General features: G+C 71.0%; 24 protein-coding genes. 10 read left to right on the top strand and 14 right to left on the bottom strand.

The features are described 5' to 3' along the window. Positions 1-56: 56 nt before the first annotated feature. A complete protein-coding gene (locus R2D22_RS03420) occupies positions 57-701 on the bottom strand; it encodes a TetR/AcrR family transcriptional regulator (RefSeq protein WP_318101121.1) in 645 nt (214 codons plus the stop codon). Positions 702-904: 203 nt separating this feature from the next. Continuing rightward, entirely contained in the window at positions 905-2,407 is a 1,503-nt protein-coding gene (locus R2D22_RS03415) for a SulP family inorganic anion transporter (protein WP_318101120.1), read from the bottom strand. A gap of 126 nt (positions 2,408-2,533) precedes the next feature. On the opposite strand from R2D22_RS03415, the gene R2D22_RS03410 reads away from it, so the two are divergent. Next, positions 2,534-2,863, top strand: a complete 330-nt coding sequence (locus R2D22_RS03410) for a TfoX/Sxy family protein (protein WP_318101119.1) — start codon at positions 2,534-2,536, stop codon at positions 2,861-2,863. Between the two features lie 256 nt (positions 2,864-3,119). Here the strand turns inward: R2D22_RS03410 and rpsR are convergent, their stop codons facing one another. The 3 genes from rpsR to rpmG all read right to left on the bottom strand — a co-directional run bounded on the left by rpsR (position 3,120) and on the right by rpmG (position 4,844). Beyond that, a complete protein-coding gene (gene rpsR / locus R2D22_RS03405) occupies positions 3,120-3,356 on the bottom strand; it encodes a 30S ribosomal protein S18 (RefSeq protein ID WP_318101118.1) in 237 nt (78 codons plus the stop codon). A 75-nt stretch (positions 3,357-3,431) separates the two neighbouring features. Beyond that, positions 3,432-4,583 carry a CobW family GTP-binding protein gene (locus R2D22_RS03400; RefSeq protein ID WP_318101117.1) on the bottom strand — a complete coding sequence of 384 codons (1,152 nt, stop codon included), beginning with the start codon at positions 4,581-4,583 and terminating at the stop codon, positions 3,432-3,434. A 96-nt stretch (positions 4,584-4,679) separates the two neighbouring features. Beyond that, positions 4,680-4,844, bottom strand: coding sequence for a 50S ribosomal protein L33 (gene rpmG / locus R2D22_RS03395; protein WP_318101116.1), 165 nt, complete (start codon positions 4,842-4,844; stop codon positions 4,680-4,682). Between the two features lie 67 nt (positions 4,845-4,911). Between rpmG and rpmB the strand changes: the two genes are divergently transcribed. The 4 genes from rpmB (at position 4,912) to R2D22_RS03375 (ending at position 6,956) form a co-directional block, all read left to right on the top strand. Then, positions 4,912-5,148, top strand: a complete 237-nt coding sequence (rpmB, locus tag R2D22_RS03390) for a 50S ribosomal protein L28 (RefSeq protein ID WP_318101114.1) — start codon at positions 4,912-4,914, stop codon at positions 5,146-5,148. Continuing rightward, the gene (rpsN, locus tag R2D22_RS03385) at positions 5,148-5,453 is read left to right on the top strand and encodes a 30S ribosomal protein S14 (RefSeq protein WP_318101113.1); all 306 of its coding nucleotides are present in this window, start codon (positions 5,148-5,150) and stop codon (positions 5,451-5,453) included. The genes rpmB and rpsN overlap by 1 nt, the downstream gene beginning before the upstream one ends. Before the next feature lie 193 nt (positions 5,454-5,646). Next, a complete protein-coding gene (locus tag R2D22_RS03380) occupies positions 5,647-6,174 on the top strand; it encodes a VOC family protein (protein ID WP_318101111.1) in 528 nt (175 codons plus the stop codon). Positions 6,175-6,284: 110 nt separating this feature from the next. Beyond that, positions 6,285-6,956: a class I SAM-dependent methyltransferase gene (locus R2D22_RS03375; protein WP_318101109.1), complete on the top strand. Its 672-nt coding sequence runs from the start codon at positions 6,285-6,287 to the stop codon at positions 6,954-6,956. A gap of 15 nt (positions 6,957-6,971) precedes the next feature. On the opposite strand, the gene R2D22_RS03370 is transcribed toward R2D22_RS03375, so the two are convergent. Both R2D22_RS03370 and R2D22_RS03365 read right to left on the bottom strand, forming a co-directional pair. Next, positions 6,972-7,346 (bottom strand): FKBP-type peptidyl-prolyl cis-trans isomerase, encoded by a 375-nt coding sequence (locus R2D22_RS03370; protein WP_318101107.1) that lies wholly within the window; start codon positions 7,344-7,346, stop codon positions 6,972-6,974. Positions 7,347-7,486: 140 nt separating this feature from the next. Continuing rightward, positions 7,487-8,317 carry a dienelactone hydrolase family protein gene (locus tag R2D22_RS03365; RefSeq protein ID WP_318101106.1) on the bottom strand — a complete coding sequence of 277 codons (831 nt, stop codon included), beginning with the start codon at positions 8,315-8,317 and terminating at the stop codon, positions 7,487-7,489. A gap of 89 nt (positions 8,318-8,406) precedes the next feature. Between R2D22_RS03365 and R2D22_RS03360 the strand changes: the two genes are divergently transcribed. The 4 genes from R2D22_RS03360 (at position 8,407) to R2D22_RS03345 (ending at position 13,930) form a co-directional block, all read left to right on the top strand. Then, positions 8,407-9,000, top strand: coding sequence for a TetR/AcrR family transcriptional regulator (locus R2D22_RS03360; protein WP_318101104.1), 594 nt, complete (start codon positions 8,407-8,409; stop codon positions 8,998-9,000). Further along, positions 8,997-10,832: an alpha/beta fold hydrolase gene (locus tag R2D22_RS03355; protein ID WP_318101102.1), complete on the top strand. Its 1,836-nt coding sequence runs from the start codon at positions 8,997-8,999 to the stop codon at positions 10,830-10,832. Before R2D22_RS03360 ends, R2D22_RS03355 begins: the two co-directional genes overlap by 4 nt. Then, positions 10,829-11,887: a hypothetical protein gene (locus R2D22_RS03350; protein ID WP_318101101.1), complete on the top strand. Its 1,059-nt coding sequence runs from the start codon at positions 10,829-10,831 to the stop codon at positions 11,885-11,887. The genes R2D22_RS03355 and R2D22_RS03350 overlap by 4 nt, the downstream gene beginning before the upstream one ends. A 189-nt stretch (positions 11,888-12,076) precedes the next feature. Then, on the top strand, positions 12,077-13,930 hold the full coding sequence (locus R2D22_RS03345) for a glycoside hydrolase family 15 protein (protein WP_318101100.1): 1,854 nt from the start codon (positions 12,077-12,079) through the stop codon (positions 13,928-13,930). Positions 13,931-13,955: 25 nt separating this feature from the next. Here R2D22_RS03345 and R2D22_RS03340 read toward each other — a convergent pair whose 3' ends face one another. From R2D22_RS03340 to R2D22_RS03310, 7 genes are all read right to left on the bottom strand, one after another. Beyond that, positions 13,956-15,728: a cation:proton antiporter gene (locus R2D22_RS03340; protein ID WP_318101098.1), complete on the bottom strand. Its 1,773-nt coding sequence runs from the start codon at positions 15,726-15,728 to the stop codon at positions 13,956-13,958. Between the two features lie 44 nt (positions 15,729-15,772). Then, the gene (locus R2D22_RS03335) at positions 15,773-16,831 is read right to left on the bottom strand and encodes a cytochrome d ubiquinol oxidase subunit II (RefSeq protein ID WP_318101097.1); all 1,059 of its coding nucleotides are present in this window, start codon (positions 16,829-16,831) and stop codon (positions 15,773-15,775) included. Then, positions 16,828-18,264, bottom strand: coding sequence for a cytochrome ubiquinol oxidase subunit I (locus R2D22_RS03330; RefSeq protein ID WP_318101096.1), 1,437 nt, complete (start codon positions 18,262-18,264; stop codon positions 16,828-16,830). Before R2D22_RS03330 ends, R2D22_RS03335 begins: the two co-directional genes overlap by 4 nt. Before the next feature lie 36 nt (positions 18,265-18,300). Next, entirely contained in the window at positions 18,301-19,140 is an 840-nt protein-coding gene (locus R2D22_RS03325; protein ID WP_318101095.1) for an SDR family oxidoreductase, read from the bottom strand. A gap of 159 nt (positions 19,141-19,299) precedes the next feature. Next, the gene (locus R2D22_RS03320) at positions 19,300-20,880 is read right to left on the bottom strand and encodes a GMC oxidoreductase (RefSeq protein ID WP_318101093.1); all 1,581 of its coding nucleotides are present in this window, start codon (positions 20,878-20,880) and stop codon (positions 19,300-19,302) included. 147 nt (positions 20,881-21,027) lie between these two features. Beyond that, positions 21,028-21,945 carry a cyclase family protein gene (locus R2D22_RS03315; protein WP_318101092.1) on the bottom strand — a complete coding sequence of 306 codons (918 nt, stop codon included), beginning with the start codon at positions 21,943-21,945 and terminating at the stop codon, positions 21,028-21,030. Positions 21,946-21,983: 38 nt separating this feature from the next. Then, complete coding sequence (locus tag R2D22_RS03310; protein WP_318101090.1) at positions 21,984-23,501, bottom strand: gluconokinase, GntK/IdnK-type; 1,518 nt, start codon at positions 23,499-23,501, stop codon at positions 21,984-21,986. Between the two features lie 244 nt (positions 23,502-23,745). Here R2D22_RS03310 and R2D22_RS03305 point away from each other — a divergent pair, with 244 nt between their 5' ends. Further along, entirely contained in the window at positions 23,746-24,426 is a 681-nt protein-coding gene (locus tag R2D22_RS03305; RefSeq protein WP_318101089.1) for a phosphatase PAP2 family protein, read from the top strand. Positions 24,427-24,439 lie beyond the last annotated feature (13 nt).

The following is a 24,439-nucleotide window of genomic DNA, read 5'->3' as shown; positions in this document are numbered from 1 at the left end:
GTCCTTCTCGGCTCTCGGTGAGGACGCCCACTATTGCAGTCCGACTGTAATACGAGTCAAGAGGTGTGCGGCACGACCTCCAGGAGTGCCCGCAGCGTCCGCTCGATCGCCGCCCGGGCCGTCGCCTCGTCGAGCCCTCGGCGGGAGCGCAGATGGTCCCAGGCCGCCCAGGACGAGGCGGCCTCCAGGGCGTCGAGCAGCCCCCCGGGCTCCTCGGCGTCCGGCCCCCGTCCCAGCTCCGGCGCGAACACCGCGGCGAGATCCGCCCGGAACCAGGCGTCGCCCTCCGCCATCACCCCGCGCAGTCCCGGCGAGTCGGCCTCCAGACCCAGCCCGATCCTGCGGATCGGCGTCATCACCTCGTACATCCGGCCTCGCTGTGCCACGAGCGCCCCCGCCTTCCGCGCCGTCTCCCACGCGGTCGGTACCGGTTCGGCGTGAGCGCGCCACCGCTCGGCCTGCCGCCGGGCCGCCGCCACGTACAGCGCCTCGCGGTCGGCGAAGTGCACGAACACGGTCCGCTCGGACACCCCCGCCCGCTCCGCGATCGCCTTCCTGGTGGGTTCCCGGCCGCTCTCCGAGATCAGCCCGAGCAGCGCGTCGAGCAGCGCCGCGTACGTCCACTCCGGGTCCCGCCGACGCCGCCGCCGGGCGCCGGCGTCCGTACGCCCGGGGCCCTTTCCCGCCTCTGTGTCGCTCACCGGCCCATGGTGGCAGCAATACGCGGCCGTGCGATCCAGCGGCCGAGCGGATCCACCTCGCCGGTCCGCGCTCCGGGCGGGCCGGTGACCCCCGGCCGCCGCCGACACGTGGGCCGTGATGGTGTCGGGCGACCGAGCGGTGGTGTCGGGCGACCAGGCGGTGGTGTCAGGCGACCCCTGAGGACGAAGGTTCGGTGCCGCCGTCACCCCACCTTGGTGAGTTCCCCGCTGAGGGAGCGGTGCAGGCCGGCGCTGTGCTCGTTGAGGCCGGTGATCTCGACGGTCTTGCCACGCTGGGCGTAGCGGTGCTCGATCGCGTCGAGCACCGCCACCGAGGAGGCGTCCCAGATGTGGGCGGCGGAGAGGTCGATGACGATCCGGTCGGGGTCGCCGGCGTAGTCGAAGCGTCCGACGAGCTCGTTGGAGGAGGCGAAGAACAACTGCCCGGTGACGACGTAGACGACCCGGCTGCCGTCGGGGTCGGTGACCGCGGTGACGTCCGCGAGCCGGGCGACCCGCTTGGCGAAGACGACCATCGCGGTGACGGAACCGGTGACCACGCCGACCGCGAGGTTGTGCGTCACGACGACGCACACCACGGTGACGACCATGACGGTGATCTCGCCGGCGGGCATCCGCTTCAGTGTCCTGGGCGCGACGGAGTGCCAGTCGAAGGTCGCGAAGCAGACCATGACCATGACGGCGACCAGGGCGGCCATCGGGATGTCGGAGACGACCGGCCCGAAGACGATGCACAGCACCATCAGGAACGCGCCTGCGAGGAAGGTGGACAGCCTGGTCCGGGAGCCGGAGACCTTCACGTTGATCATGGTCTGGCCGATCATGGCGCAGCCGCCCATGCCGCCGAAGAAGCCCGTGACGATGTTCGCGATGCCCTGCCCGACGGCCTCCCGGGTCTTCGACGTGCGGGTGTCGGTGATCTCGTCGACGAGCTGCGCCGTCATCAGGGACTCCATCAGCCCGACGAGCGCCATGGCGAAGGCGTACGGGGCGACGGTGGCCAAGGTGTCGAGCGTGAAGGGGACGTCGGGCAGGCCGGGGACGGGCAGTGAGGACGGCAGCGCGCCCTTGTCGCCGACGGTCGGCACGGCGATGCCCGCGGCCACGGTGATCACCGTGAGGATCACGATCGAGACCAGCGGGGCCGGGACCGCGGTGGTGATCCTCGGGAACAGGACCATGAGTGCCAGGCCGGCTGCGAACAGCGGGTACACGGCCCAGGGCACGTTCCACAGCTGCGGCACCTGCGCGATGAACACCAGGATGGAGAGCGAGTTGACGAAGCCGACCATCACCGAGCGCGGGATGAACCGCATCAGCCTGCCCACGCCCAGCGCGCCGAGGACGATCTGCAGGACCCCGGCCAGGATCACCGCGGCCACCAGATAGCCGAAGCCGTGCTGCCGGTTCAGCGGGGCGATCACCAGGGCCACCGCCCCGGTCGCCGCGGAGATCATCGCCGGCCGGCCGCCGACGAAGGCGATCGTGACGGCCATGGTGAAGGAGGCGAACAGGCCGATCGCCGGGTCCACCCCGGCGATGATCGAGAACGAGATCGCCTCCGGGATCAGCGCCAGCGCCACCACCAGGCCGCCCAGCACCTCGGTACGCAGCACCTTCGGTGACAGCCAGGACGAGCGGAAGGAGCGCAGCCGCGCGGGCACGGGGACAGCGGAGTCGGGCAAGGCGGGGAAACCTGTCGGGCGGGCACACCGCCGGCGGGCAGGCGAGCGTACGAGGAGAGGGGACGACCCTCCACGGTACCGGCGCCGCGCCCGGCGAAGCACGGCCCCCTGGGGGAAGGTGGACGCATGACGTACGACGAGGGCCTGGCCCAGCGGATCAGGGAGCAGCTCGCCGAGCGGTCGGACATCACCGAGAAGCGGATGTTCGGCGGGCTGTCCTTCCTGCTGGCCGGCCACATGACCGTGGGCGTGGTCGGCGACGAACTCATCGCCCGGGTGGGCACGGACCGCACCGAGGCCGCGCTCGCCCGGCCCGAGGCCCGACCCATGGACTTCACCGGCCGACCGATGCGCGGCTGGGTGACGGTCTCGGGCCCCGAACTCGCGGAGGACTCCGTCCTGCGCCACTGGGTGACGGCGTCGGTGGCCTTCGCCGCCACGCTTCCGCCGAAGTAGCGTCGCCCGGCTCGCGGTACGCGCCGGGGGCGGCCGTCCCGGCCCGGACGCCTGGGTGCAGCCGCCCACCCCCTGACCGCCTCGATCAGGCCGGCCGCGTGGGGCCGGCGTCGGTCGGCTCGTTCGGGGGTTGTTTTGGGCCGGGTGGATTGGGCCGGTACCGACGAGTTGAGGAACTGGCGGGCCTGCAGCTCGTACATCTCGCGGAACGCCGAGCCCGCCCCGGCCCGGCTCGGCCACCTCGGGCGCCGCGTGGTCAGCGGTCGGCGTAGGGGAGCAGGGCCATCTCGCGGGCGTTCTTGACGGCGGTGGCGAGGGCCCGCTGCTGCTGGGCCGTCACTCGGGTGACGCGGCGGCTGCGGATCTTTCCGCGGTCGGAGACGAACCTTCGCAGCAGGTCGGTGTCCTTGTAGTCGATGTACGTGATCCCGGCCGCGTCGAGTGGGTTGGGCCGGGACTTGACCGGCTTGCGGGGGTCGGGGTGTCGGGCCATGGTGGTGTCTCCTTGTGGGTACGGGGTGTCGGTTGTGCGCGGCTGGCCCGGGCGCCAGGCCGGGCGGAGTGGATTTCAGGCGGGGTCGAGGAGCGCGTCGAAGGCCGCGGGCAGGTGGCTCCACCCGTCGCGTCCCGACTCGTACTCCGCGTCCGTCAGGAGGCAGGAGTCGAGGAGCCGTTCCAGCCCGTCCCGGTCGAGGCCGGGCGAGGTGAAGACGAGGTGCTGGCAGCAGTCGCCGTGGTCGGGGTGCCAGTCGAGGGCGGCTGCGGCACGCCGCACGGGAGGGACCAGGTCCCAGGCCGCGTCCGGCAGTGACGCCAGCCAGGGGCCGGCGCTCTCCACGCACAGGGCCCCGCCGGCCGCGTCCCACGCGAGCAGCGTGTCGGGGCGGTCGGCGAGCCAGAAGCGCCCTCGGCTGCGAGCGGCCGCGCAGCACAGGTCCTCCAGCGCCTCGTAGAGACGTCCGGGATGGAACGGCCGCCGGCGGTGCCAGACGAGCGTGGTGACGCCGGCCTCGTCCGCCTCCTGCGGCAGGAGAGCGCACGCGGGATGCTGTGCGGCCGCGGCGGCCTCGACGTCGAAGCCCGCGAACGCGGCCCGCGCGAGTTCGGGGGACGCGGCCGGCACCCGTCGGGCGGTGGGGTGCAGTTGGGCGAGGAGGGCGTGGCCCTCACCGTCCGCCTCGCCACCGTCGACGACGGCGAGGACGGGCGCGTACTCGAGTTGGCGGGCCCAGGTGTCTCCGACGGTCCGCCGGTCGGTGGGGGCCGCGGCGAGGCCGGCTTCGGCGAGGTCGTCGCCGTTGGCGAGGTACGGCAGGACGAGTGAGGGGTCCACCGCGGTGATCACGCCGGTCACGACCAGGCGGTCCCCGCCGTGAGCGGCGACGACCTCCGCCATGGCCTTCGGTTCGACCGAGTCCCAGAGTTCGACCACGGCGAGACGGGTCAGGCCGCTGTCCGCCATGCGTTCCAGCTCGGGTACGAGGTCCTCGCGCAGCGCACAGCAGGCGCAGTCGTCGACCAGCGGCGTCTCGCCGTGGGAGACGGCACCGGAGGCATCGCGGACGACACGCAGCACGGTGCCCTGAGACGCTCCGGACAGGTCGTGGTGGAGTGCGACGCTCCCCGGGACGGCCCGCAGGAGGCGTTCGACGACCTCCATGCGGGCCTCGGTGTGGAGCCCGGCGACGATCACGACGGGCATCTGCTGATGGTGCGTCATCGATGGGCTCCGTGGCGACGTCGCTCGAAGCGTCGAGGGTGGATTCCGGGCTCCATGGCAGGCCCTTTCAGTGGTCGGGACAAAGGGGGGTGCGGGTCAGCGCTCTTCGCGGAAGTCGACGTGCCGGCCGGCGACGGGGTCGTACTTGCGCAGCACCAGCCGGTCGGGGTCGTTCCGGCGGTTCTTGCGGGTGACGTAGGTGAATCCGGTGCCCGCGGTGGAGCGGAGCTTGATGATCGGGCGGATCTCGTTGCGTGCCATGGCGCTAGTATATGGCAATGATTTCCATTTCCAACAAGCCTGTCCGTCCCGAGGAGGAGCAGCAGCCATGTCCGCCCACTGCCAACTGACCGGCGCCAAGCCGGGATTCGGCAACAACATCTCCCACTCGCACCGGCGCACCCCGCGCCGTTTCGACCCGAACATCCAGCGCAAGCGCTACTGGCTGCCCGGTGAGGGCCGGTACGTCCGGCTGACCCTGAGCGCCAAGGCGATCAAGACGGTGGACGCGATCGGCGTCGAGGCCGCGGTCGCCCGGATCCGCGCGCGGGGAGGGAAGGTCTGATGGCGAAGAAGAGCAAGATCGCCCGGAACGAGAAGCGGAAGCAGGTCGTCGAGCGGTACGCAGCCCGGCGGGCCGAGCTCAAGAGCATCGTCCGCCGGCCGTCCTCGACCGCGGCCGAACGGGAGGCCGCCCTCGCGGAGTTGCGCCGGCAGCCGCGCGACGCCAGCGCCACACGCGTCCGCAACCGCGACAGCGTGGACGGCCGTCCGCGCGGCTACCTGCGCACCTTCGGACTCTCCCGCGTCCGGATGCGGCAGCAGGCACACGCCGGATTCCTGCCGGGAGTGACCAAGTCCTCCTGGTGAGGCGGCCCCGCCGCAGCCGGTCCGCCCCCGCGACTCGCCGCGGGGGCGGACCGACCCTCGAACGTCGAGTGGTGCGTGCGGCAGGGGGCTGCGAGTGCACCGGTACGTCGGTGTGCGGGGCGGTTCTTCATACTTCTCGTGACCGCAGGCCGATTCGTGAACGGAGCCGAGACCGACCATGCCGATCCACCGGTTGAACCACGCCGTACTGTTCGTGTCCGATGTCGAGCGCAGTACGGCCTTCTACTGTGACGTCCTCGGTTTCAGGGCGCTGCCCCAGGCGTTCCCCGGCGCCGCGTTCCTGCAGGCCGCGGACTCCGCCAACGACCACGACCTGGGACTCTTCCAGGCCAGGGACGCGGCGCCCGGCGGTCACCGGGCCGGAACGGTGGGGCTGTATCACCTGGCCTGGGAGGTGGACACCCTGGCCGAACTGCGCCGTATTCAGACCCGTCTCGCCGAGGCGGGTGCGCTGACCGGGGCGAGCGATCACGCCTCCACGAAGGCGCTGTATGCGCGTGACCCCGACGGTCTGGACTTCGAGGTGTGCTGGCTGGTCCCGGACGGTGCGGTCGTCGCGGAACTGTCGGCCATGACCACTCCCACCCGCCCCCTCGACCTCGACGCCGAGATCGCCAAGTACGGCGCGGACACCCGCGGCGGGCCCCGCACGGATCCGACGGTGTGGCAGCACCTTCACCGGCCCTGGTCGATGGGGTGAACGAGGCCGCGGCCGCTCGGCCTGTGGCTCGATCGCCACGCGCTCCGCGTCAGTTCGTGGTACGAACCCCACGTACGTACGTACGCACCCCATGACGGAAGGGATTCGGAATGGACCACGACGGTACGAAGGGGCAGCCGATGTCGGCGGCGGAGCTCTTCGACGGCCTGGGGATCGACTACGAGCGCGCCTTCGTCCGGCTGCCGGCCCAGCTCGAGGCGATCGAGTGGCTCACCGCCCGGCTGGGCGCGGGGGCCAGGGTCCTCGACGTCGGCAGCGGTACGGGGCGTCCGGTGGCCGACCTCCTGGTGCGTGCCGGTCACGAAGTGACCGGCATCGACGTGTCCGGCGAGATGGTCGCCCTCGCGAGCGCGCAGGTGCCCGGGGCCCGCTTCGAACAGTGCGACGTGCGCGCGTTCGACGCGCCGGAGGGCCACTTCGACGCGGTGTGCGCCTTCTTCCCGTTGCTGATCATGAGTCGCGCGGAGGCGACCGACACGCTGAAGCGCATGGCCGGTTGGCTGGCGCCGGGTGGCTTCCTGGTGACGGCGACCGTGCCCGCGGACGTGGAGGACGTCGAGATCGTCTGGATGGAGCGCACCGTCAGGGTCTCCAGCTTCTCGACGGAGGAGTACCTGCGCATCCAGCGGGAGGACTGCGGCCTCGATGTCCTCCACCACGTGGTGTCGGTCTTCGCCCCGGACGACGACCGCGCGGCCCCCGAGGACCACCTCTTCACCTACGCCCGCCGCCCGGCCCTCACGGACGGCGGGGCCGCATGACCAGGTGGGCCTGTCTCAGACCGAGAGCAGGTCCACCACGAAGACCAGGGTCGAGCCCGCCGGGATCAACGGCGAGGGCGACTGCTTGCCGTAACCGAGACGCGGGGGAACGATGATCTCGCGCCGACCGCCGACCTTCATCCCCCTCACTCCCCGGTCCCAGCCCTTGATGACCCTGCCACCGCCCAGGGCGAACTTGAACGGCTGGCCCCGGTCCCAGGAGGTGTCGAACTCCTTACCGGACTCGAAGGTGACGCCGACATAGTGAACCCGGACGACCATGCCGGGCTTCGCCTCGGCCCCGTCCCCGACGACCAGGTCCCGGATGGTCAGCTCGGTGGGCGCGTCCCCTTCCGGAACCCGCACCTCGGGCTTCGTCGGTTCACTCATCGCAGCCTCTTCACTCTCCGCCGGAAGCCCTCGCGCGGACCAGCCGGACACATGGGCACTCCATGCAGCGGTGATCACGCTACCGAAACGGTTCCGGGGCTCGGCCCGTACGCTCCGCGGCCGGTCGGGTAGACGGCTTCTCAGGGCGCTTCGGTGGGAGCGAGGAGGCGTTGACGGAAGTGCTCGAGCACCTGGTCCAGGGCCTGGCGGGTGGGTTCGCCGGGTTCGTCGACGAGGTGCTCGGTGAGGACGGAGTGCGGGGGCAGCAGGCCGTCCGGGTTCGCCGCGCTGTCGTCGAGTTCGACCGCGACGAAGGAGTCCCCGAGCTTGTCGCGCAGGAGAGCGAACCGCTCGTCGGGGACGAGTCGGTCGCTGCGGAAGCGCAGGCCGAGGACGGTCAGGCCGGTGGCGCAGCGCTCCTGGACCGTTCGCAGGTCGTTCGGGGAGATGTCGATCGAGCGCCGGTTGCGGGCGGTGACGGCGAGCGGGAGGGAGGGCTGGCACAGCACGGGCGCGAGAAGTCGGTCGTCGGTGGCCATGGCCAGGGCGTAGCCGCCCGTGAAGCACATGCCGAGGGCGCCGACCCCCGGTCCGCCGCAGCGCTCGTGCTCGCGAACGGCGAGGGCGCGCAGCCAGGTGACGACCGGTGAGGTACGGCCTGCGGCCAGTGTGGTGAACTCACGTCTCACGCAGACCTGGAACATCGCGCGCATGCCCGTCGTCGCGGCACCCGCCCAGCCGTGCTCCTTCGGGTCCGGGTCGCGTCCGGCGATGCCGAACAGGTCCGGTAGTACGACGGTGCAGCCGATGTCACGGACCCGTCGTGCGAACTGCGCGACCTTCGGAGTGATGCCGGGGATCTCGGCCATGACGATCACGGCGGGGCCGGTACCGGAACGCAGCACCACATGGGTGCGCCCCTCGTGGGTGAACCGTTCGCGGACGAAGTCGGTCAGCGCGTCGTCGGGCACTTCTCCTCCTCGGCATGGTCACGCCAATCGTTCCGCGGATAGTACCGTGACCCCTGTGAAAAATATGTAGACCGGTCTATTCTGCGGTCATGGTTGAAACCAAGGGAGCCAGGACCCGCTTGCGGCTGGCCGAATCGATGCTGGAACTCATCCAGCGGCACGGTTACAGCGGTACCGGGCTCAACACGGTGGTGGAGCACTCCGGTGCCCCGAAGGGATCCCTCTACTTCCACTTCCCCCAGGGGAAGGAGGCCCTCGGGGAGAAGGCCGTCGAACTCGCCGCCGCCCGCTTCGGCTCACTCGTGGCCGACTCGGCGCCGGCGTCGGCCGCACCGGCCGATGTGTTGCGGCATGTGATCGACGAACTGGCCAAGATGCTCGAGGGCAGCGACTTCCAGCTGGGCTGCCCGGTCTCGGTGGTGACGCTGGAGATGGGCGCGCAGAGCGAACGACTCCGCGACGCCTGCGCCGACGCCTTCGAGTCGTGGATCGAGCCGGTGAGCGAGCTGCTCGTCTCCCACGGCCGTCCTCGCCCCGACGCCCGTGCCCTGGCGACCGCCATGGTCAGCATGGTGGAGGGAGCGGTGATCGTGTCGCGGGCCCAGCGGTCCACCGAGCCGCTGCGCTGCGCCGCCCAGGCGATCGCCGTGCTGCTGGAACCGGCTACGGAGGCCTCGGCATGAGCCCGGAGGGCAGACACGCCTTGGTGCTGGGCGCGAGCGGCTTCATCGGGCGCCACGTGGTCCTCGAGCTCGGCCGGGCCGGCGTCCGGGTGAGCACGGCGAGCCGGAGCCGCGAGTCCGGTCTGAGGCTGGCCCGGTGGCTGGCGGGGCGCGGGTACGACCAGGCCCCGGCCGACCTCCGGGTCGATTTCACCAAGGCGTCGCTGATCGAGGGCGAGTTCGACGATTTCACCGAGATCTACAACTGCGCCGGGGCCTTCCGGTTCGGGATGTCGGTGGACGAGGCACGTCGCGCCAACGTGGACAGCGTCCGCACGGTCGTCGCGTTCGCGGCGGGGATGCCGAACCTGCGCCGCCTGGTCCAGGTCTCCGGGTACCGCGTGGGCGGGCAGGGCCCCACTCGTTGGAGCGAGGAGCGTCGGCGCGAGACCTACCGGGCGCTGGGCGCGTACGAAGCGTCCAGGGTCGAGGCGGACGCCGTCTTCCAGGAGATGGCAGGGCAGTTGGGCGTCCCATGGTCGATCGTCAATCCGGCCAGCGTCATCGGGGACAGCGCCACGGGGGAGTCCGACCAGTACCTGGGGCTCGCCGCCAACCTCGAAGAACTCTGGCAGGGTTCACTCGCCGCGCTGCCGGGCAACGGGCGCACCTTCGTTCCCGTGGTCGCCGTCGACCACCTCGCCCGGTTCATGACGCTGTTGCCGATGGACCCGTCCACCGAGCGCACCTCCTACTGGCTCCTCGACGACGAAACCCCCTCGCTGCCCGACCTGCTGACGTCCGTGGCGGAGCACTACGGCGTCAAGGCTCCACGGACACGCGTACCGGTGCCCCTGCTCAAGCGGCTTCCCCGCCGGCTCACCAAGGCCGACCCGGAGACCCTGACGTTCCTGTCGGCGGACCGGTACCCGACCGACTCGGCCCATGCCTTCGCCGCCCGGCACCGACTGACGATGCCGGACACCGCCACGACGATCCGCCGCTGGGCCGACCACCTCGCAGCGCACCGCTTCGGCGACGCCCCCGCGGGTGACCGACGGTTCACCGAGCCGGGCGGGATACGGACGTTAGAACTGGGGGAGAAGGACGCGCCCACGGTGGTGCTGCCCGGCCTGCCGGTCAACGCGGACACCTGGGCGCCGGTCGTCGCAGAGGTCGGGCACGCCCGCGCCGTCGACCTGCCGGGCCTGGGCATGAGCGGCGGGTGCCACGACGACTGGCAGTCCTGGCTGACGGCACTGGTGACCGAGACCGGCGCTCGTCACCTGGTGGGCCACTCCATCGGTGCCGCGGCGGCCGTAGAGGCCGCGGCCGCCCACCCCGACGCGGTGGAACAACTCACGCTCGTGGCGCCGTTCTTCCTCCAGGCGTACCCGCCTCGCACCGCCAAAATGACGTTCCTGACCCGCCGGCTCCTGAGCCGCGCGACTCCCACGGCGCTGGCGGAACGACTGACCGGCGCCACACAGCACGCGACCGCGCTCCGCTCGGCTGTTGCGGACCTGCGCCGCGGCACCACCGCGGCCACCGCCGCCCGGCTCCTCGCGGCCACCGGGAGCCCGAGGTGGCGCGCCGATCTCCGAGCCGGACTGCAACGCTACCCGGGGCGCGTCCACATCATCACGGGCTCCCGCGATCCACTGGCCGCCGAGGGACAATCCCTGCTGGACGCCCTCCCGCACGCCACCGTGACGGTGATCGCCGGTGCCGGGCACCATCCCCAGTTGACACACCCACAGGACGTCGCTCGGGCCATCGGTGCAGAGGCCGGGGTTCTCGGCCCGCCCCTGCCGCAAGGGCCCGGCCCGGGATGCGGCACGATGGCCGGATGAACGCACAACGGGGAAGCACGGCAGAGGAATCCATCGGGGAGCTCGCCCGGCGACTGGTCGCGGCGGACACGGACGGCTGGACGCCGGAGGGCGTGCGGGCGGTGGCGACCGAGCTGGGGTGGGCCTGGGGAGGCACGTCCGACGCTCCTGTGCTGATCACCGGCCGCTCCGCGGGCGATGCCCGCCTGCGCCCGGTCGGCGAGTACGAGAAGCGTTACGTCGACGGCGAGTCGTACGTGGAGCTCGCGGTCCCGGTGGCGGTTCCCGCGCCGGACGCCGCAGCGCAGGCGACCGCCTTCCGCGCCGCGAAGGAGGAATTGACGGCCGCGCTGGGCGAGCCGTCCATCATGGGCTCGCACGGCGACATGGGCCCCTTCTACGACAGCGAGCCGCTCTGGGGCGCACCCTTCCTGCGCTGGCGCGGCAGCCCGGACACGCTCGAACTGCGAGCCGGGAAGTCGGGGCCGGAGCTCGTCCTGCAGCCCACCGACCCGGCGGAGAACTGGTTCTGGCGTCAAGGCGTCGGCGAGGAGCACTCGATCAGCGGCTTCTTCGGCAGCAACCGTGATCAGGCCAACGTCGGCCTCGGCTTCCCGGGCGGCTGGACCGCCCGTAGCTGGGAGACCGTCACCCGGTCGCTGGGAGACTTCCTGGGTGCGCTGCCTGCCGAGACCACCGCCCTGGGAGTCCGGATCGCGATGCCGTTCTATGGGCGCAACGGCCGAAGCGCGCCCCTTCTTTTCGACGTGGTGTGCGGCGACCGGCTCTCGATCGCCTGCTTCGCCCCCGACGACGTCGATCCCGCCTCACTCGGCTGGGGCACGGTCGCCGCACACCCGCACACGGCGTCGGTCTTCGGCGACGACGACCCGGTGTGGCGCGTGGACGCGGGCGGCCCCGGCGAGCCGAATGGCCGCGCACTGGCCGAGATGCTGGTGGCCACGGCCAGGGCGGCGGGCGCGAGCGATCCCACCGACCTGATCATCGGCGGCGAGGCAGGGTACGTGGACGGCTACCACGTCACCTACTACGGACTGGGCCTGCCGACCGGCTGACCGCCCCCGGAGGGCGCCCACCGCGGAGGGCGCCCACCGCGGAGGGGGCCCTCCGTCGTCGCCCGGTGACGTTCGCTCGCCAGGACGGGACGGCGCCGTCGGCCTAAGCTGGCCGAGGTGGCCGCAGCACCTCCGGCGCTGAGTGGTGGCGCCCGATCGTTGTCTACCGGGGGCCGAAAGGGGCTCGAGATGGACGACTACCCCCTGATCGAGAACCACGGCCTGATCGGCGATCTGCAGACCGCGGCCCTCGTGACGACCGATGCGACGATCGACTGGTTCTGCTGTCCGCGTTTCGATTCGCCCAGTGTCTTCGGCGCTCTGCTCGACCGGCGGAAGGGCGGCCATTTCACCGTCAGGCCGGCCGCGGACGACTACACCACCAAGCAGCTCTACCACCCGGACACCGCTGTTCTCGTGACGCGTTTCATGACCGAGGACGGGGCGGGCGAGGTGGTCGACTTCATGCCCGTGACCGGCACGACGGCGACGGACCGGCACCGTCTGGTCCGCATGCTGCGCTGTGTGCGGGGCAGCATGACGTTCGAAGGCGAGATCGCCCCGCGCTTCGACTACGGCCGCAAGCCGCACGAGCTGCACCTCACGGAGCAGGGGGCTCTGTTCACGTCGGAGGACATGCACCTCGCCGTCCACCCCGTCCGTGAACCGCAGGACGAGCGGTTGTTGAACCGACTCTCGGACGACAAGGACCTTCGTTTCAGTCTGACCCTCCAGGCGGGTCAGCAGCGCGGCATGATCCTGGAGTCGTCCCCCGACGGGCCGCCGCACGTGGTCCGGGTGACGGAGTTCGAGCAACTCTTCGACGAGACCGTCCGCTTCTGGCGCTCCTGGCTGGGTCAGTCCACCTACTCGGGCCGTTGGCGGGAGGAGGTGGAACGGTCGGCCGTGACGCTGAAGCTCATGACCTACGCGCCGACCGGCGCCCTCGTCGCCGCCCCGACGACGGCTCTGCCCGAGCAGTTGGGCGGGGAGCGCAACTGGGACTACCGGTTCACCTGGATCCGTGACGCCTCGTTCTCGGTGTACGCGTTGCTGGGCCTGGGATTCGAGGAAGAGGCGACGGCGTTCATCAACTGGCTGCACGACAGGGTGAAGGAAAAGGCCGGCCGGGCGAACGGGGCCGGGAGCGGGCCACTGAACATCATGTACCGGGTCGACGGCTCCTCCGACCTGGTCGAGGAGACCCTGGAACACTGGGAGGGCTACTGCGGTTCCGCCCCCGTCCGCATCGGCAACGGAGCGGCGACCCAGTTGCAACTGGACATCTACGGCGAGGCGCTCGACAGCATCTACTTCGCGCACCGGCACGGCAAGCATCTCGACACCGGGGGCTGGAAGGCGCTGCACACGCTGCTCGACTGGCTGGTCGACCACTGGGACCAGCCCGGCGAAGGTCTGTGGGAGACCCGCGGCGGCCGGAAGGACTTCACGTACGGCCGCGTGATGTCCTGGGTGGCCTTCGACCGCGCGCTGCGGATCGCCTTCGACGACGGGCGTCCCGCGGCCGGTGGCCGCTGGGTGGACGCGCGCGACGAGATCTACGACCAGGTGCTCAGCCGGGGATGGGACCCGCAGAAGCAGTCCTTCGTGCAGCACTACGGCGACGACGTCCTGGACTCGTCGTTGCTGCGCATGCCCACGGTCGGGTTCATCACGCCGGACGATCCGAAGTGGAAGTCCACCTTGGACGCGATGGAGCGTGAGCTGGTCAGCGACAGCCTGGTCTACCGCTACAACCCCGAGGCCTCTCCCGACGGACTGCGCGGTTCCGAGGGAACCTTCTCCCTGTGCACGTTCATGTACGTCGACGCCCTGGCGAGGGCCGGACGCACCGACATGGCCAGGCTGGTGCTGGAGAAGATGCTCTCGTACGCCAACCACCTGGGCCTCTACTCCGAGGAGATCGGCCTGACGGGGCGGCAGCTGGGCAACTTCCCCCAGGCTTTCACGCACTTGGCTCTGATCGACGCGGCGATCACCCTGGACGCGAAGCTCAACGGGGCGCGCAGGGGCCGGGCATGACCGCGCGAGCGCCCGGCGGCGGGCCTCACTCGCCGGGCCAGGGGACGGAACCGAGGAGCACGACGGTGTCGCCCTCCTGCGGGACCGACTCCTCCCTCTCGGTGACCGGCTCCAACCGCTGGTCCGCCCGCACGACGAACAACGTCTCGTGCTCCGCCGGCAGCGGGGCCGAGGCCGGCTGCACCACGAACCGCGCACCCCGCTCGTAGCGTTCCGCCAGGACGTGACGGACGAGGGAACGGCCGAAGAGGATGTCGCCGCCGGTGTAGGGAGCGACCACTCCATGGGTGTCGTGCGGCGGTCCGACCCGATAGACCGGCCCCTCGACGTTGTCCTGCATCACGAGCGAGGCCAGCGCGTTGAAGTCGTCGTCGTCGGTGGCCAGGAACACGGCCGTCACTCCCTCCAGCCGCGCCCCGGGGTTGATGGCCGTGGCCAGCAGATCGCCCTTGGCCAGGTCGATCCCCGCCTCCTTGATCTGATTCCGCTGCTCATCGAGCCCCGCCCACATCAGCACGTCCAGGCCGGCGGTCCGCAGGGCCCTTCCCAGGTCGACCACCCAGGGCTCGCCGCCCACCAGGAGGATGCGCCTGCCCGCCGGTTTGACGACCCCCAGCCTTCTGGCCATGGGCGCAGCCGTCAGCGAGTAGAGCAGAACGGTTCCCACGATCACCAGGAAGGTGACGGGAAGGATCCTGTCGGCGCCGCTCACCCCGCGGTCGACGAGGCTGGCCGAGAAGGTCGACGCCGTGGCTGCCGCGACGATGCCGCGTGGGTCCATCCATCCGATGAAGGACCGTTCCCCTCGGGCCAGACCTGAGCGCGCCGTCGAGGCGAAGGCGACGAGCGGCCGGACCACCAGCACCAGGATCGCGATGAGGGCGAGCGAGGGAAGGAGCACCGGCACCAGGGATGCCGGGGTGACGGTGGATGAGATGGAGACGAACAGCAGCCCGATGATCAGCTGGACCAGCGTCTCGAAGAAGGGACGCCGAGCAGGCATGTCGAACCCGCGGATGTTGGCGACGGCCAGTCCCGTGACGATAGCTGCGATGAGCCCCGTGTCGTCCCGCACGATGTCGCAGCCCGCCGATACGGCGATCACCGTGGCCAGTTGGGCCAGCGTGCCCAGCGTCTCGCCGAGTCTCAGCGTACGCAGGGTGAACCACAGCAGCACGGCTCCCACGACCCCGCCGACCAGCCCGACAGCCAGGCTGATGGCGAACTGGCCCAGCTGGTATCCCCAGCCGATTTCTACCCTGTGCGTCGTGGCGATGGCGTGGAAGGTGAGTGCACCGAGGATGCCGCCGATCGGGTCGGTCAGCGTCCCCTCCCAGATCAGGATGCGTCGCACCCTGTCGTTCGGCCGCACGAAGTCGAGCAGCGGACCCACGACGGTGGGACCCGAGACGACGAGGATCACGCCGAGCATCGCGGCCACGCGCAGCGGCATGTCGAACATCACCGGCGCCACCGCCAGGACGACCAGCGACGTGAGCAGCACCCCGTACGCCAGCAGTCGTCCCACGATCCCCCGGGGGCGGCCGGTGAGTTTGCGCAGGTCGAGCCCCAGGCCGGCGTCGTAGAGGATCACCGCGACGGAGAGCGACACCAGGGCGTCGAACACCGGCCCCATCAACCGGTCCGGATGGATGACATCGGTGATCGCGCCGGCGGCGAACCCGACCGGCAGCAGGATGATCAGGGCCGGGAGGCGCAGCTTGTTCGCCAGGATCTGCGAGGCGGTGGCGAGCACCACCGTCAGAGAGAGTCCGAGAAGGATCTCGTCTTCGGTCACAGTGGCTTCCTTCGTCGGATGCGGGCGAGACGGGGACCGGGCGGTCAGCCGCTCGGCGCCGGGCCCTCACCGTCCGAGCCGCCACCTCTCCGCAGCTCGGCGTCGGTGAGCTCTTCCAGTTCTCCGTGGGTGTCCAGCCAGTAGAGGAGGGCGACGGCCGGCACGACGAGCACCAGGGCCACCAGAGTGACGATCGCCAGCCACGTCAGGGTGGCGGGTGCGCCCGCGGCGTCGGCCACGGTCAGCGACGTGGGAACGAGGTAGGGGCGCTGCGCCATGCCCCAGGCGAGGACGGCGGACGCGACGACCCCGACCGCCGTGACGCGCACCCACGTACCCGGCGTCCGCAGGAGCAGCCAGGCCGTCGCGAGCGCGGTCACGCCGGCCACGACGACGAAGAGCAGCCCCAGACCGTGGGTGAGCCCGTGCCACACGTGGGGGGAGTCCTCGTGGGTGACGAACCCGGTGATCACCGCCAGGACGGTGAGTACGGCGAGACTGCCCAGGGCCCGCCACCTGAAGTAGCCGACCAGATCGGGCGCCTCGAAGCGGCGGGCGTCCCCCGTGAGGAACACCGCGCCGAGCAAGGCGGTGGTCGCGATGGCGATCAGCCCGAACATCAGAGAGGTGGGGTTGGACCAGGCGTCCGCCGAGGCCGCGGTACCGGGCGCCACCCGTCCCGACGCGACCCCGCCGACGGCGGCGCCGAGGAAGAACGGCGTGACGACCGAGGCCACCGCGAACACGGCGCCGTACAGCCGCCGGCCGGCGAGCCGCCGGGACGGCTTGCGGAACGCGAAGCCGGCGCCGCGCAGGACCAGGCCCATGGCGGCCAGTGCCAGGGGGAGCCACATCGCGGTGAACACGGTCTGGAACAGGATGGGGAAGCCGGTCCACATGATGACGAGAACGAAGATCAGCCAGACGTTGTTGACCTCCCACACCGGAGCCATGGCGTGGTCGATGAGCCACCGGGGCCGTCGGCCCCGTTCCGTTCCTCCCGCCGTCAGGTCCCAGAAGCCCGCCCCGTAGTCCGTGCCGCCCGCGCAGGCGTACGCGGTCACGGCGAGGAGCAGGACCACGGCGATGAGGTCGGCGGTCATGGGCGACCGTCCGGGACCGGGGCCCGCGGGCCGTAAGGGGTGTCCGCCTCCGGTGCGTGGAGCGGCCCTCCGGCAGACCGTTCCGCGTCGGCGAGCCGCCAGCGCCTGCGCATCCTGAGGAGGATGACGAGGAACGAGCCGAACAGGAACACGTACACCGACATCACCACACCGAGCGTGATCCACAGCGTCGTGGAGTGTGTGGAGGTCACCGCCTCCGCGACCCGCATGTTCTGGTAGACGATCCAGGGCTGGCGGCCCACCTCGGTGGCGATCCAGCCGCACTCGACGGCCACGACGGAGGCGACGCCGGCACAGGCAGCCGGGCCGTAGAACCAATTCGAGGCGGGAAGCCGACGATGCCGCAGCCAGACCAGGCCGTACCAGAGGGCGAGCAGCACCAGGGCGGACCCGATCAGGACCATGATGTCGAAGGCCCAGTGGGCGATGGTTGCCTGAGTGGCCGTCGGCCGCTGGTCCGCCGGGACGGAGGTCAGTCCCACCACCTCGGTGTCCACGCTGAATCCGGCCAGGAACGAGTCGAGCAACGGGATCTTGATACCGCCCTTGACGCTCCCGTCCTCCTGCAGGCGTCCGAAGAGGTACTCCGGTACACGGGTGTCTGTCTTCCAGACGATCTCCATCGCGGCGAACTTCACCGGCTGCTTGTGGAACACCGACCGGGCGATGGCGTCGCCCAGGACGAACTGCACCGGAGTGGCCACCGCGGCGATCGTGAACGGAACGGCGAAACCGAGCCGGTGGTAGTGGTCCCGGCGGCCGCGCAGCCAGCCCACGGCGTAGACACCGGACACCATGAAGCCCGCGGTGAGAATCATCGCCACGACGAAGTGCCAGTACTGCGGCCCGAACATAGGCGTGAAGATCGCCTTCCAGACGTTGACGTCGACCGGGTTGCCCTCGGAGTCGAGGGAGAAGCCCTGCGGCGTGTTCATCCAGGAGTTGGCGGCCAGGATGCCGAACGCTCCGAGCAGCGCGGCGGCCGGGAGCGGCAGCCCGAGCAGGAAGTGCGTACGGGGCTTCAGCCGCCGCCACCCGTACAGATAGATGGCGATGAGCACCGCCTCCAGGAAGAACGCCCAGGCCTCGACGCCGAATCCGATGCCGAAGACATCACCCCATCTGCCCATGAGGCCGGGCCAGAGCAGGCCGAACTCGAAGGAGAGCACCGTGCCGGTGACGATGCCGAGCGCGAACTGCACCGCCATGACGGCCGACCAGCGCCGCGCCAGGAGCAGTGCCGTGGCGTCCTTGCGGCGCAGTCCGCGGTAGTGCATGACCAGGGTGATGAAGGGGAAGGCAACGCCCAGGGGCACCAGAATGATGTGGGACGCCAGGGTGAAGGCCATGAGTTCCCGGGCCGGCAGCAGTTGGGCCGGGGCATCCGCCAGCAGGTGGAACGAGGTGGGCATACGCGCCTTCGCTGCTCGTGACGTCCGGGAACAGGGTCAGCCGCCGGTGGCGAAACCCGGGAAGAGGGTCATCCCGCCGTCCACGTACAAGGTGGTCCCCACGACGTAGTCCATGAGGTCGGAGGCGAGTGCGACCACGGCGTTCGCGATGTCCTCGGGGTCGCCGATCCGGTCGTACGGGATCAGCCTCAGGAGGTCCTCCCGGGCCTCGGCCGTCTCCCAGGCAGCGCGGTTGATCGGTGTCCTGATCGCCCCCGGGGCGACCGCGTTCACCCGGATCTTCTCCGGTGCGAGCTCCTGGGCCAGGGTCTGCATCATCATCTGCACACCGCCCTTGGAGGACGCGTAGTTGACGTGGCCCGACCACGGGATGATCTGGTGCACCGAACTCATGCAGATGATCTTCCCGGCGGCGCGGGACACCTCGGGGACCACGCCGCGGCGCCGGAACTCCTTGGTCGCCTCCCGTGCGCACAGGAACTGACCGGTGAGATTGACGTCGATGACCTTCTGCCACTGGGCGAGCGTCATGTCGGCGAGCCGGGCGTCCCGCTGCAGTCCCGCGTTGGCCACGAGGACGTCGACGGTGCCGAACTCCTCGACCATCCGGTCCATCATGGCCGTGACCTGGTCCTCCTGGGACACGTCGGCCTCGTAGGCCGCCGCGCGCACGCCGAAGGAGGCGATCTCCTCGACCACTTCCTCCGCCGCGTCACGGCCGGACACATAGTTCACGACCACGTCTGCGCCGGCTCGGCCCAGGCCGATGGCCGTGGCCTTGCCGATGCCCGAATTGGCCCCGGTGACCAGTGCCTTCTGGCCCTGCAGCAGACGTGCGGGGACCACACCCTCCGGTGCCTCCACGGTGGAACCCATGTTGCCCTGCCTCCCTCGCCGCGCGATCCCGCCCCGCCCGGCTGTGGGGCGGGCACGGGGCCACGCAATCACCGACTGTGGCGGGCGGCGTGCAGGGAGGACCGTCGTTGGCCCGTTGGGCCGAGCTGCTTCGTCCGATCGGAGCAGCGGTCCCCGGTCTCAGCCCAGCCGGGCCAAGAGGTGGTCGCCGACCCGGAGGGCATTGGCGATGGCCGTCAACGACGGGTTGACCGCACCGATGCTCGGGAAGAAGCTCGTGTCGACGACGTACAGATTGTCGAGGTCGTGGGCCTTGCAGTGGACGTCAAGCGCGGAGGAGGCGGGGTCGGTGCCGAAGCGTACGGTGCCCGCCTGGTGAGCCGTCGCACCGATCGGCATGCCCTTGTGCAGATAGATGCTGCGGGACAGCAGGTGGTGCTCGTGCATGCCCAGGTGGCCGAGCATTCCCTGGAGCTTGTGCCTCAGCCGCTTCAGGCCTTCGACGTTGTTCTTCTCGTCGAGAGCGAGGTGGATGCGGGCGTCACCGTCCAGGGTGACCCGGTTGTCGGCCCGGGGCAGGTCCTCACCGCACAGCCAGAAGTCGACGGCGTGGTGCGCCAGCACCTCGAACGGCATGTCCGGTGCGACCGCACCGGCCCACCGCGGGGCCTCGCCGTGGATCTGCTCCGCATCCGACTTTCCCAGCATCTGGATGCCGCCCAGCGGGTAGTCCCAGTCGTCCGCGCCGAGGTACCAGTCGTGCAGGGCCAGGGTCTTCTGGAACTGCGTGTCGTTGGGCTCCTTCGACACGGCCATCAGGGCCAGGTTGTTGTGCCGCATGTAGAAGCGGCCGACCACGTCCGAGCTGTTCGCCAACCCGCGGGGATGGTGCTCGTTCGCCGAGGCCAGCAGCAGTGCCGCCGAGTTGACCGCCCCGCAGGAGACGACCACCACATCCGCCGTGAACCGGACCTCCGAACCGTCGGGCAGCCGGCCGACGACCGCGCTGACACGGCGTCCCCTCGCATCGGTCTCCAGGCGGACCACGTGCGTGTTCGTGACCATCTCGACGTCGGGGTGTCTCAGGGCCGGCTCGACGCAGATCACCTCGGCATCGGACTTGCCACGCACCAGACACGGAAAGCCGTCCACCCGGTTGCAGCGGATGCAGACACTGGAGTGGGTGGCCCGCCCCCCGTTCCCCTGACTGAGGTTGACGCCGATCGGCAGGTGGAAGGGGTGCAGACCACGCCGCTCGAGGTCGTCGCTCAACTGCTGGATGCGAGGCTCGTGCTCCACGGGCGGACGGGCGTACTGGGCGCTCACCGGCCCCTCGCCGGGATCCTCGCCGTGCCGCCCGTGAACGAGGTAGAGGTGCTCCGCCTGCGTGTAGTACGGCTCCAGATCCTCGTAACGGATCGGCCAGGCGGGGGAGAGGCCGCCATGATGACGGAGCTCGCCGAAGTCCTCGGGCCGCAGCCGGAAGAGGGCGGCGCCGTAGAACTTGGTGTTGCCGCCCACGTAGTAGTTGACCTCGGGAGGGAACTCGTTCCCGTGCTGGTCGATCCAGAACTCAGGCGCCCGGTACTTGCCCTTGACGAACACGGCCGTCGAGTCCCAGTTGTCCCGCTCGCGCGGCAGGTAGTCGCCGCGTTCGACGAGGAGGACTCGTTTGCCGGACGGGGCGAGCCGATGGGCGAGGGTGCCGCCGCCGGCCCCGGTACCGATGATGACGACGTCGTAATGAGGGGCGTCGCCCACGACGACCACCGTCCTTGCGATCCTGGCCTTGAGCCGGCGTCGGGCCCTTCTCCCCGCCGCGCGGGGACGGGCGTCCCACCCGTTCGAACGTATCCGCCCTCCCCCTGAACGGCGACCGGAGGAGCGCTCCACGCCCGGCCGCGTCGGTCACAGCACCGCGATCGGGTTCACCGGCGAGCCGGTGGCTCCGGGCAGTCGCAGTGGGGCGACCGTACACAGGAAACTCCATCGCCCCGCCTGCGCGCAGACAGGTACCAGTTCCTCGAACTGCAGGTAGTCCATCAGAGGGATGCCCATGGCCTGGACGGCCAGGACGTGCACGGGGAAGGCGATGCCCGGCACCGCACTGGGCGCGGTGTCGTTGTTGCCGTCTCCGCCCAGGACAGCGACCCTCCGCTCGGCGAGGAACTCGACGGCAGTCGGGTGGAGGCCGGCCCGAGCCGTCGCCGCGTTCCACGGTCCGAGTTCCGTACGACGGAGGCGATGTCCCACCCGTACGAACAGCAGGTCCCCCGGTCCGACGCGGACCCGCTGCGCGGCCTCGGCGCCCGTCAGGTCGTCCGACGTCACCTGGTCGCCCGGTTCCAGCCAGGGCACGCCGCGCAGCCGCGGGATGTCCAGCAGCACGCCCCGGCCCACGATGCCGTCCGCGACCAGGTCCACGGAGAGCTCACGGGCGCCCTCCGGCGTCACGCTGCTCGCGGGCACCCCGCCGTACAGCTCCCCGTCGAGCACCACGTGGCAGAGCGCGTCGATATGGCTGTCCGCGTCCCCGTGCACGTTCATGGCGAAGCGGTCGGTGGCGAAATGCAGCCCCTCCGCGCCGAGGCCTTCCGGGGCCGGCCCGGTCATCCGGTGCACCGCGGGCTCGGGGTCGTCGGGGCTCGGCACGGTCTCGATCGGAGCGGCCAACGACACCGTACGTCCGAGGCGGACCTCCGCGACGGCGGCCACGACCCGGTCGGGCGTCACATGGCGGAGTGCGCCGGGCCGACCGTCCGCCGCCGATCGTGTCGCCCCGCGTCGCAGCCGCTCGTAGAGCGCCCGGAACTCGTTCGTGGGCATATCGGGACCGGGCACCGCCGAGGGCCGTACGGTCGGGGTCAAGGCGGCCCCCAGGGGCTGAGGCCCCACCGGAGCACATGCGTGGCGCCCGGTTCGAGCACGGTGAGGTCCGTGCCGCTGCGAAAGGCGTCCGGCGGGCAGGACATGGGCTCCACGGCCACGCCACGCCGCCGCCTCCCGGGTTCCGCCAGTGTGTCGCCCGTGTACACCTGGACGTACCGGGTGCCTTCGCCGAGCCACAGATCGACACCCCGCAGCCCGGACGGGTGTGCCAGACGAACGACGGCCCGGCCGTCGGGGCCGCGGTCTAGTCCGGTGAAAGCCGTGTCCAGCCGCAGATCACCGATGGGACGGGCGGCGCGGAAGTCGTACGCGGTCCCGTCGACCGGCTCCTGGCCGACCGGCAGCCCGCGGTCGTCGGTACGGATCAGATACCGGGCCGGAACGGTCAGCAGCGCGCTGTCGACGAGGTCGGTTCCCACGGTCAGATAGGGGTGCTGCCCCACTCCGTAAGGCGCCGGCCCCGTACCGGTGTTGGTGGCGAGAACGGTGGTCTCGAGCCCGTCGGGGCCGAGCCGGTACTCCGCGCAGATCTCGAGGAGGAAGGGATAGCCGGGCTGCGGGCAGAGCGTCGTGCCGACCCGGACCGCGTCGTCGGTACGGGCCAGTCGCCGCCACAGGCACCACCGCAGCAGCCCGTGGATCGCGTTGTTCTTCTCCGGTTCCGTCAGGGCGAGTTGGAGGTCGTGGTCGCCGAACCGGTAGCGTCCGGCGCCCACGCGGTTCGGCCAGGGCGCGAGCAGCTGCCCCCGCCCGCCCGTGATGGCGGACCCCGGGGAGAACCCGTCGAGCACCGGTCGGCCGTTCACGACGTAGTCGCGCAGAGCGCCGCCCAGCTGTACCACCGTCGCACTCTGCTCCCCGTGGACCAGTCGCCACGACGCGCCGGTCGGGCCGGGGGACGCCGAAGGACCGTCGCGCACCACCGTGCGGGCGCCCTGCTCCGTGGCGGATCCGTCCTGCGGCCTCCAGGAGCCGGTTTCCCGGTGCATCAGCGAAAGCACCGCCTCGACGACGGCCTCCGGAGGCTGGTCGATCTCCACCACCAACGGGTGTTCGTCCGGCTCCGGCTCCTGCAGATCCGCGAGCTGGGACCCCAACAGGCCCGCCGGGAAGAAGTGACCGTGCCGCGCGGCCAGTCGGGAGGCCAGCAGCTCGGGCGAGCCGTGCAGGTACACCAGAAGGACGTCGGGGCGCCCTGCCAGCAGCTTGTCCCGGTAGGCGCGCTTGAGCGCGGAGCAGGTGACGACGGCGTGCCGGCCGGTCGCGATCGCCCGGTCCATCCACTGCCCGATCGCCTCGAGCCACGGCTCCCGGTCGTCGTCGGTGAGGGCATGACCGGCCGCCATCGTGGCGCGGTCGGCCTCGGAGTGGAACTCGTCCGCGTCCCGGTACTCCCATCCCAGTCGATCGGCGAGGAGGCGCCCCACGGTCGACTTGCCCGACCCGGCGACACCGACGACGAGCACCAGCCGCGGCAGCTCTCCCGTCGCCATGCCAGGCTCCTCCGTGTCGTCCGGCCGGTCCGCCGGGGTGTCTTCGTCCGGTGGACCGAACACATCCCATCTGACCCCCGTCGTCCTCCGGACGCACGTCGGCGAGGCGAGCTGTTTGCCATGACCGGATCGTTGGTTAGGCTGACGAGCCGAGGCTGATCACGGACACGACGGGGGCTTGCTTTGGACGGCGGTCGGCTTCGTGTCGGGTCCACACGTCAGGTCGACCGGACGTGGTGAGCGGGTGACCGGCCGACCCGCGCCCGCGGTGCTGCCCCCGTCGCTGCGCGTCCCGCTCGGGCCGATCGCGGCCCTCGCCGCGCTGGTGGTCGTCGCGCTCGGGGTCCTGTACGCCGGCCACGGTGAGCCCGGCAGCGCGGACGCGCGGATCCAGTCGGCCGTGGGCGGCGTGCGGCCGCCGTGGCGGCGCGTCGCTCTGGCCCTGGACTTCCTGGGGGAGCCGGTGGGAGCGGCGATGCTGGTGGTGGCCGTCGTGGCGGGCTGTCTGCTGCTCCGGCGTCCTCGCGCCGCCGTGCTCACGGTCGCCGGCGCCGGCGCGACCGTGGCGACGACGACGCTGCTCAAGCCCCTGGCGGGGCGCACCATCAACGGCCCGTACCTGTCCTACCCGAGCGGGCACACCGCCTTCCTCACCGCGATCGCCCTCGTGGTGGCGCTGCTGGTGACCGGCCGGCTCGGCCTCGGCAAGGCGGTCGGCACGTCACTCGTGCTCGCCTCGGCGCTGGTCGCCGGGGCCGCCATGGGCTGGGCGCAGGTCGCGCTCGGTGCCCACTACCCGACCGACACCCTCGGCGGCTGGTGCACCGCGCTGGCGGTGGTGCCGGCGACGGCGTGGCTGGTCGACCGGACGGCCGACCGGCTCGCAGAGCGGTCGGCCGACGCCGGTCGGCAGGAGTCTCGCTGACGTCAGGTCACAC

This window comes from Streptomyces sp. HUAS YS2 (assembly GCF_033343995.1).
Lineage (GTDB): Bacteria > Actinomycetota > Actinomycetes > Streptomycetales > Streptomycetaceae > Streptomyces > Streptomyces solicathayae.
This window is presented reverse-complemented; position numbering and strand designations above follow the sequence as displayed.

Bases quoted from the DNA above. Each gene is read 5' to 3' on its own strand.
- R2D22_RS03410 (WP_318101119.1), top strand. From the start codon at position 2,534: ATGACGTACGACGAGGGCCTGGCCCAGCGGATCAGGGAGCAGCTCGCC.
- rpsR (WP_318101118.1), bottom strand. From the start codon at position 3,356: ATGGCCCGACACCCCGACCCCCGCAAGCCGGTCAAGTCCCGGCCCAAC.
- R2D22_RS03400 (WP_318101117.1), bottom strand. From the start codon at position 4,583: ATGACGCACCATCAGCAGATGCCCGTCGTGATCGTCGCCGGGCTCCAC.
- rpmG (WP_318101116.1), bottom strand. From the start codon at position 4,844: ATGGCACGCAACGAGATCCGCCCGATCATCAAGCTCCGCTCCACCGCG.
- rpmB (WP_318101114.1), top strand. From the start codon at position 4,912: ATGTCCGCCCACTGCCAACTGACCGGCGCCAAGCCGGGATTCGGCAAC.
- rpsN (WP_318101113.1), top strand. From the start codon at position 5,148: ATGGCGAAGAAGAGCAAGATCGCCCGGAACGAGAAGCGGAAGCAGGTC.
- R2D22_RS03375 (WP_318101109.1), top strand. From the start codon at position 6,285: ATGGACCACGACGGTACGAAGGGGCAGCCGATGTCGGCGGCGGAGCTC.
- R2D22_RS03370 (WP_318101107.1), bottom strand. From the start codon at position 7,346: ATGAGTGAACCGACGAAGCCCGAGGTGCGGGTTCCGGAAGGGGACGCG.
- R2D22_RS03360 (WP_318101104.1), top strand. From the start codon at position 8,407: ATGGTTGAAACCAAGGGAGCCAGGACCCGCTTGCGGCTGGCCGAATCG.
- R2D22_RS03355 (WP_318101102.1), top strand. From the start codon at position 8,997: ATGAGCCCGGAGGGCAGACACGCCTTGGTGCTGGGCGCGAGCGGCTTC.
- R2D22_RS03350 (WP_318101101.1), top strand. From the start codon at position 10,829: ATGAACGCACAACGGGGAAGCACGGCAGAGGAATCCATCGGGGAGCTC.
- R2D22_RS03345 (WP_318101100.1), top strand. From the start codon at position 12,077: ATGGACGACTACCCCCTGATCGAGAACCACGGCCTGATCGGCGATCTG.
- R2D22_RS03335 (WP_318101097.1), bottom strand. From the start codon at position 16,831: ATGACCGCCGACCTCATCGCCGTGGTCCTGCTCCTCGCCGTGACCGCG.
- R2D22_RS03330 (WP_318101096.1), bottom strand. From the start codon at position 18,264: ATGCCCACCTCGTTCCACCTGCTGGCGGATGCCCCGGCCCAACTGCTG.
- R2D22_RS03325 (WP_318101095.1), bottom strand. From the start codon at position 19,140: ATGGGTTCCACCGTGGAGGCACCGGAGGGTGTGGTCCCCGCACGTCTG.
- R2D22_RS03315 (WP_318101092.1), bottom strand. From the start codon at position 21,945: ATGCCCACGAACGAGTTCCGGGCGCTCTACGAGCGGCTGCGACGCGGG.
- R2D22_RS03310 (WP_318101090.1), bottom strand. From the start codon at position 23,501: ATGGCGACGGGAGAGCTGCCGCGGCTGGTGCTCGTCGTCGGTGTCGCC.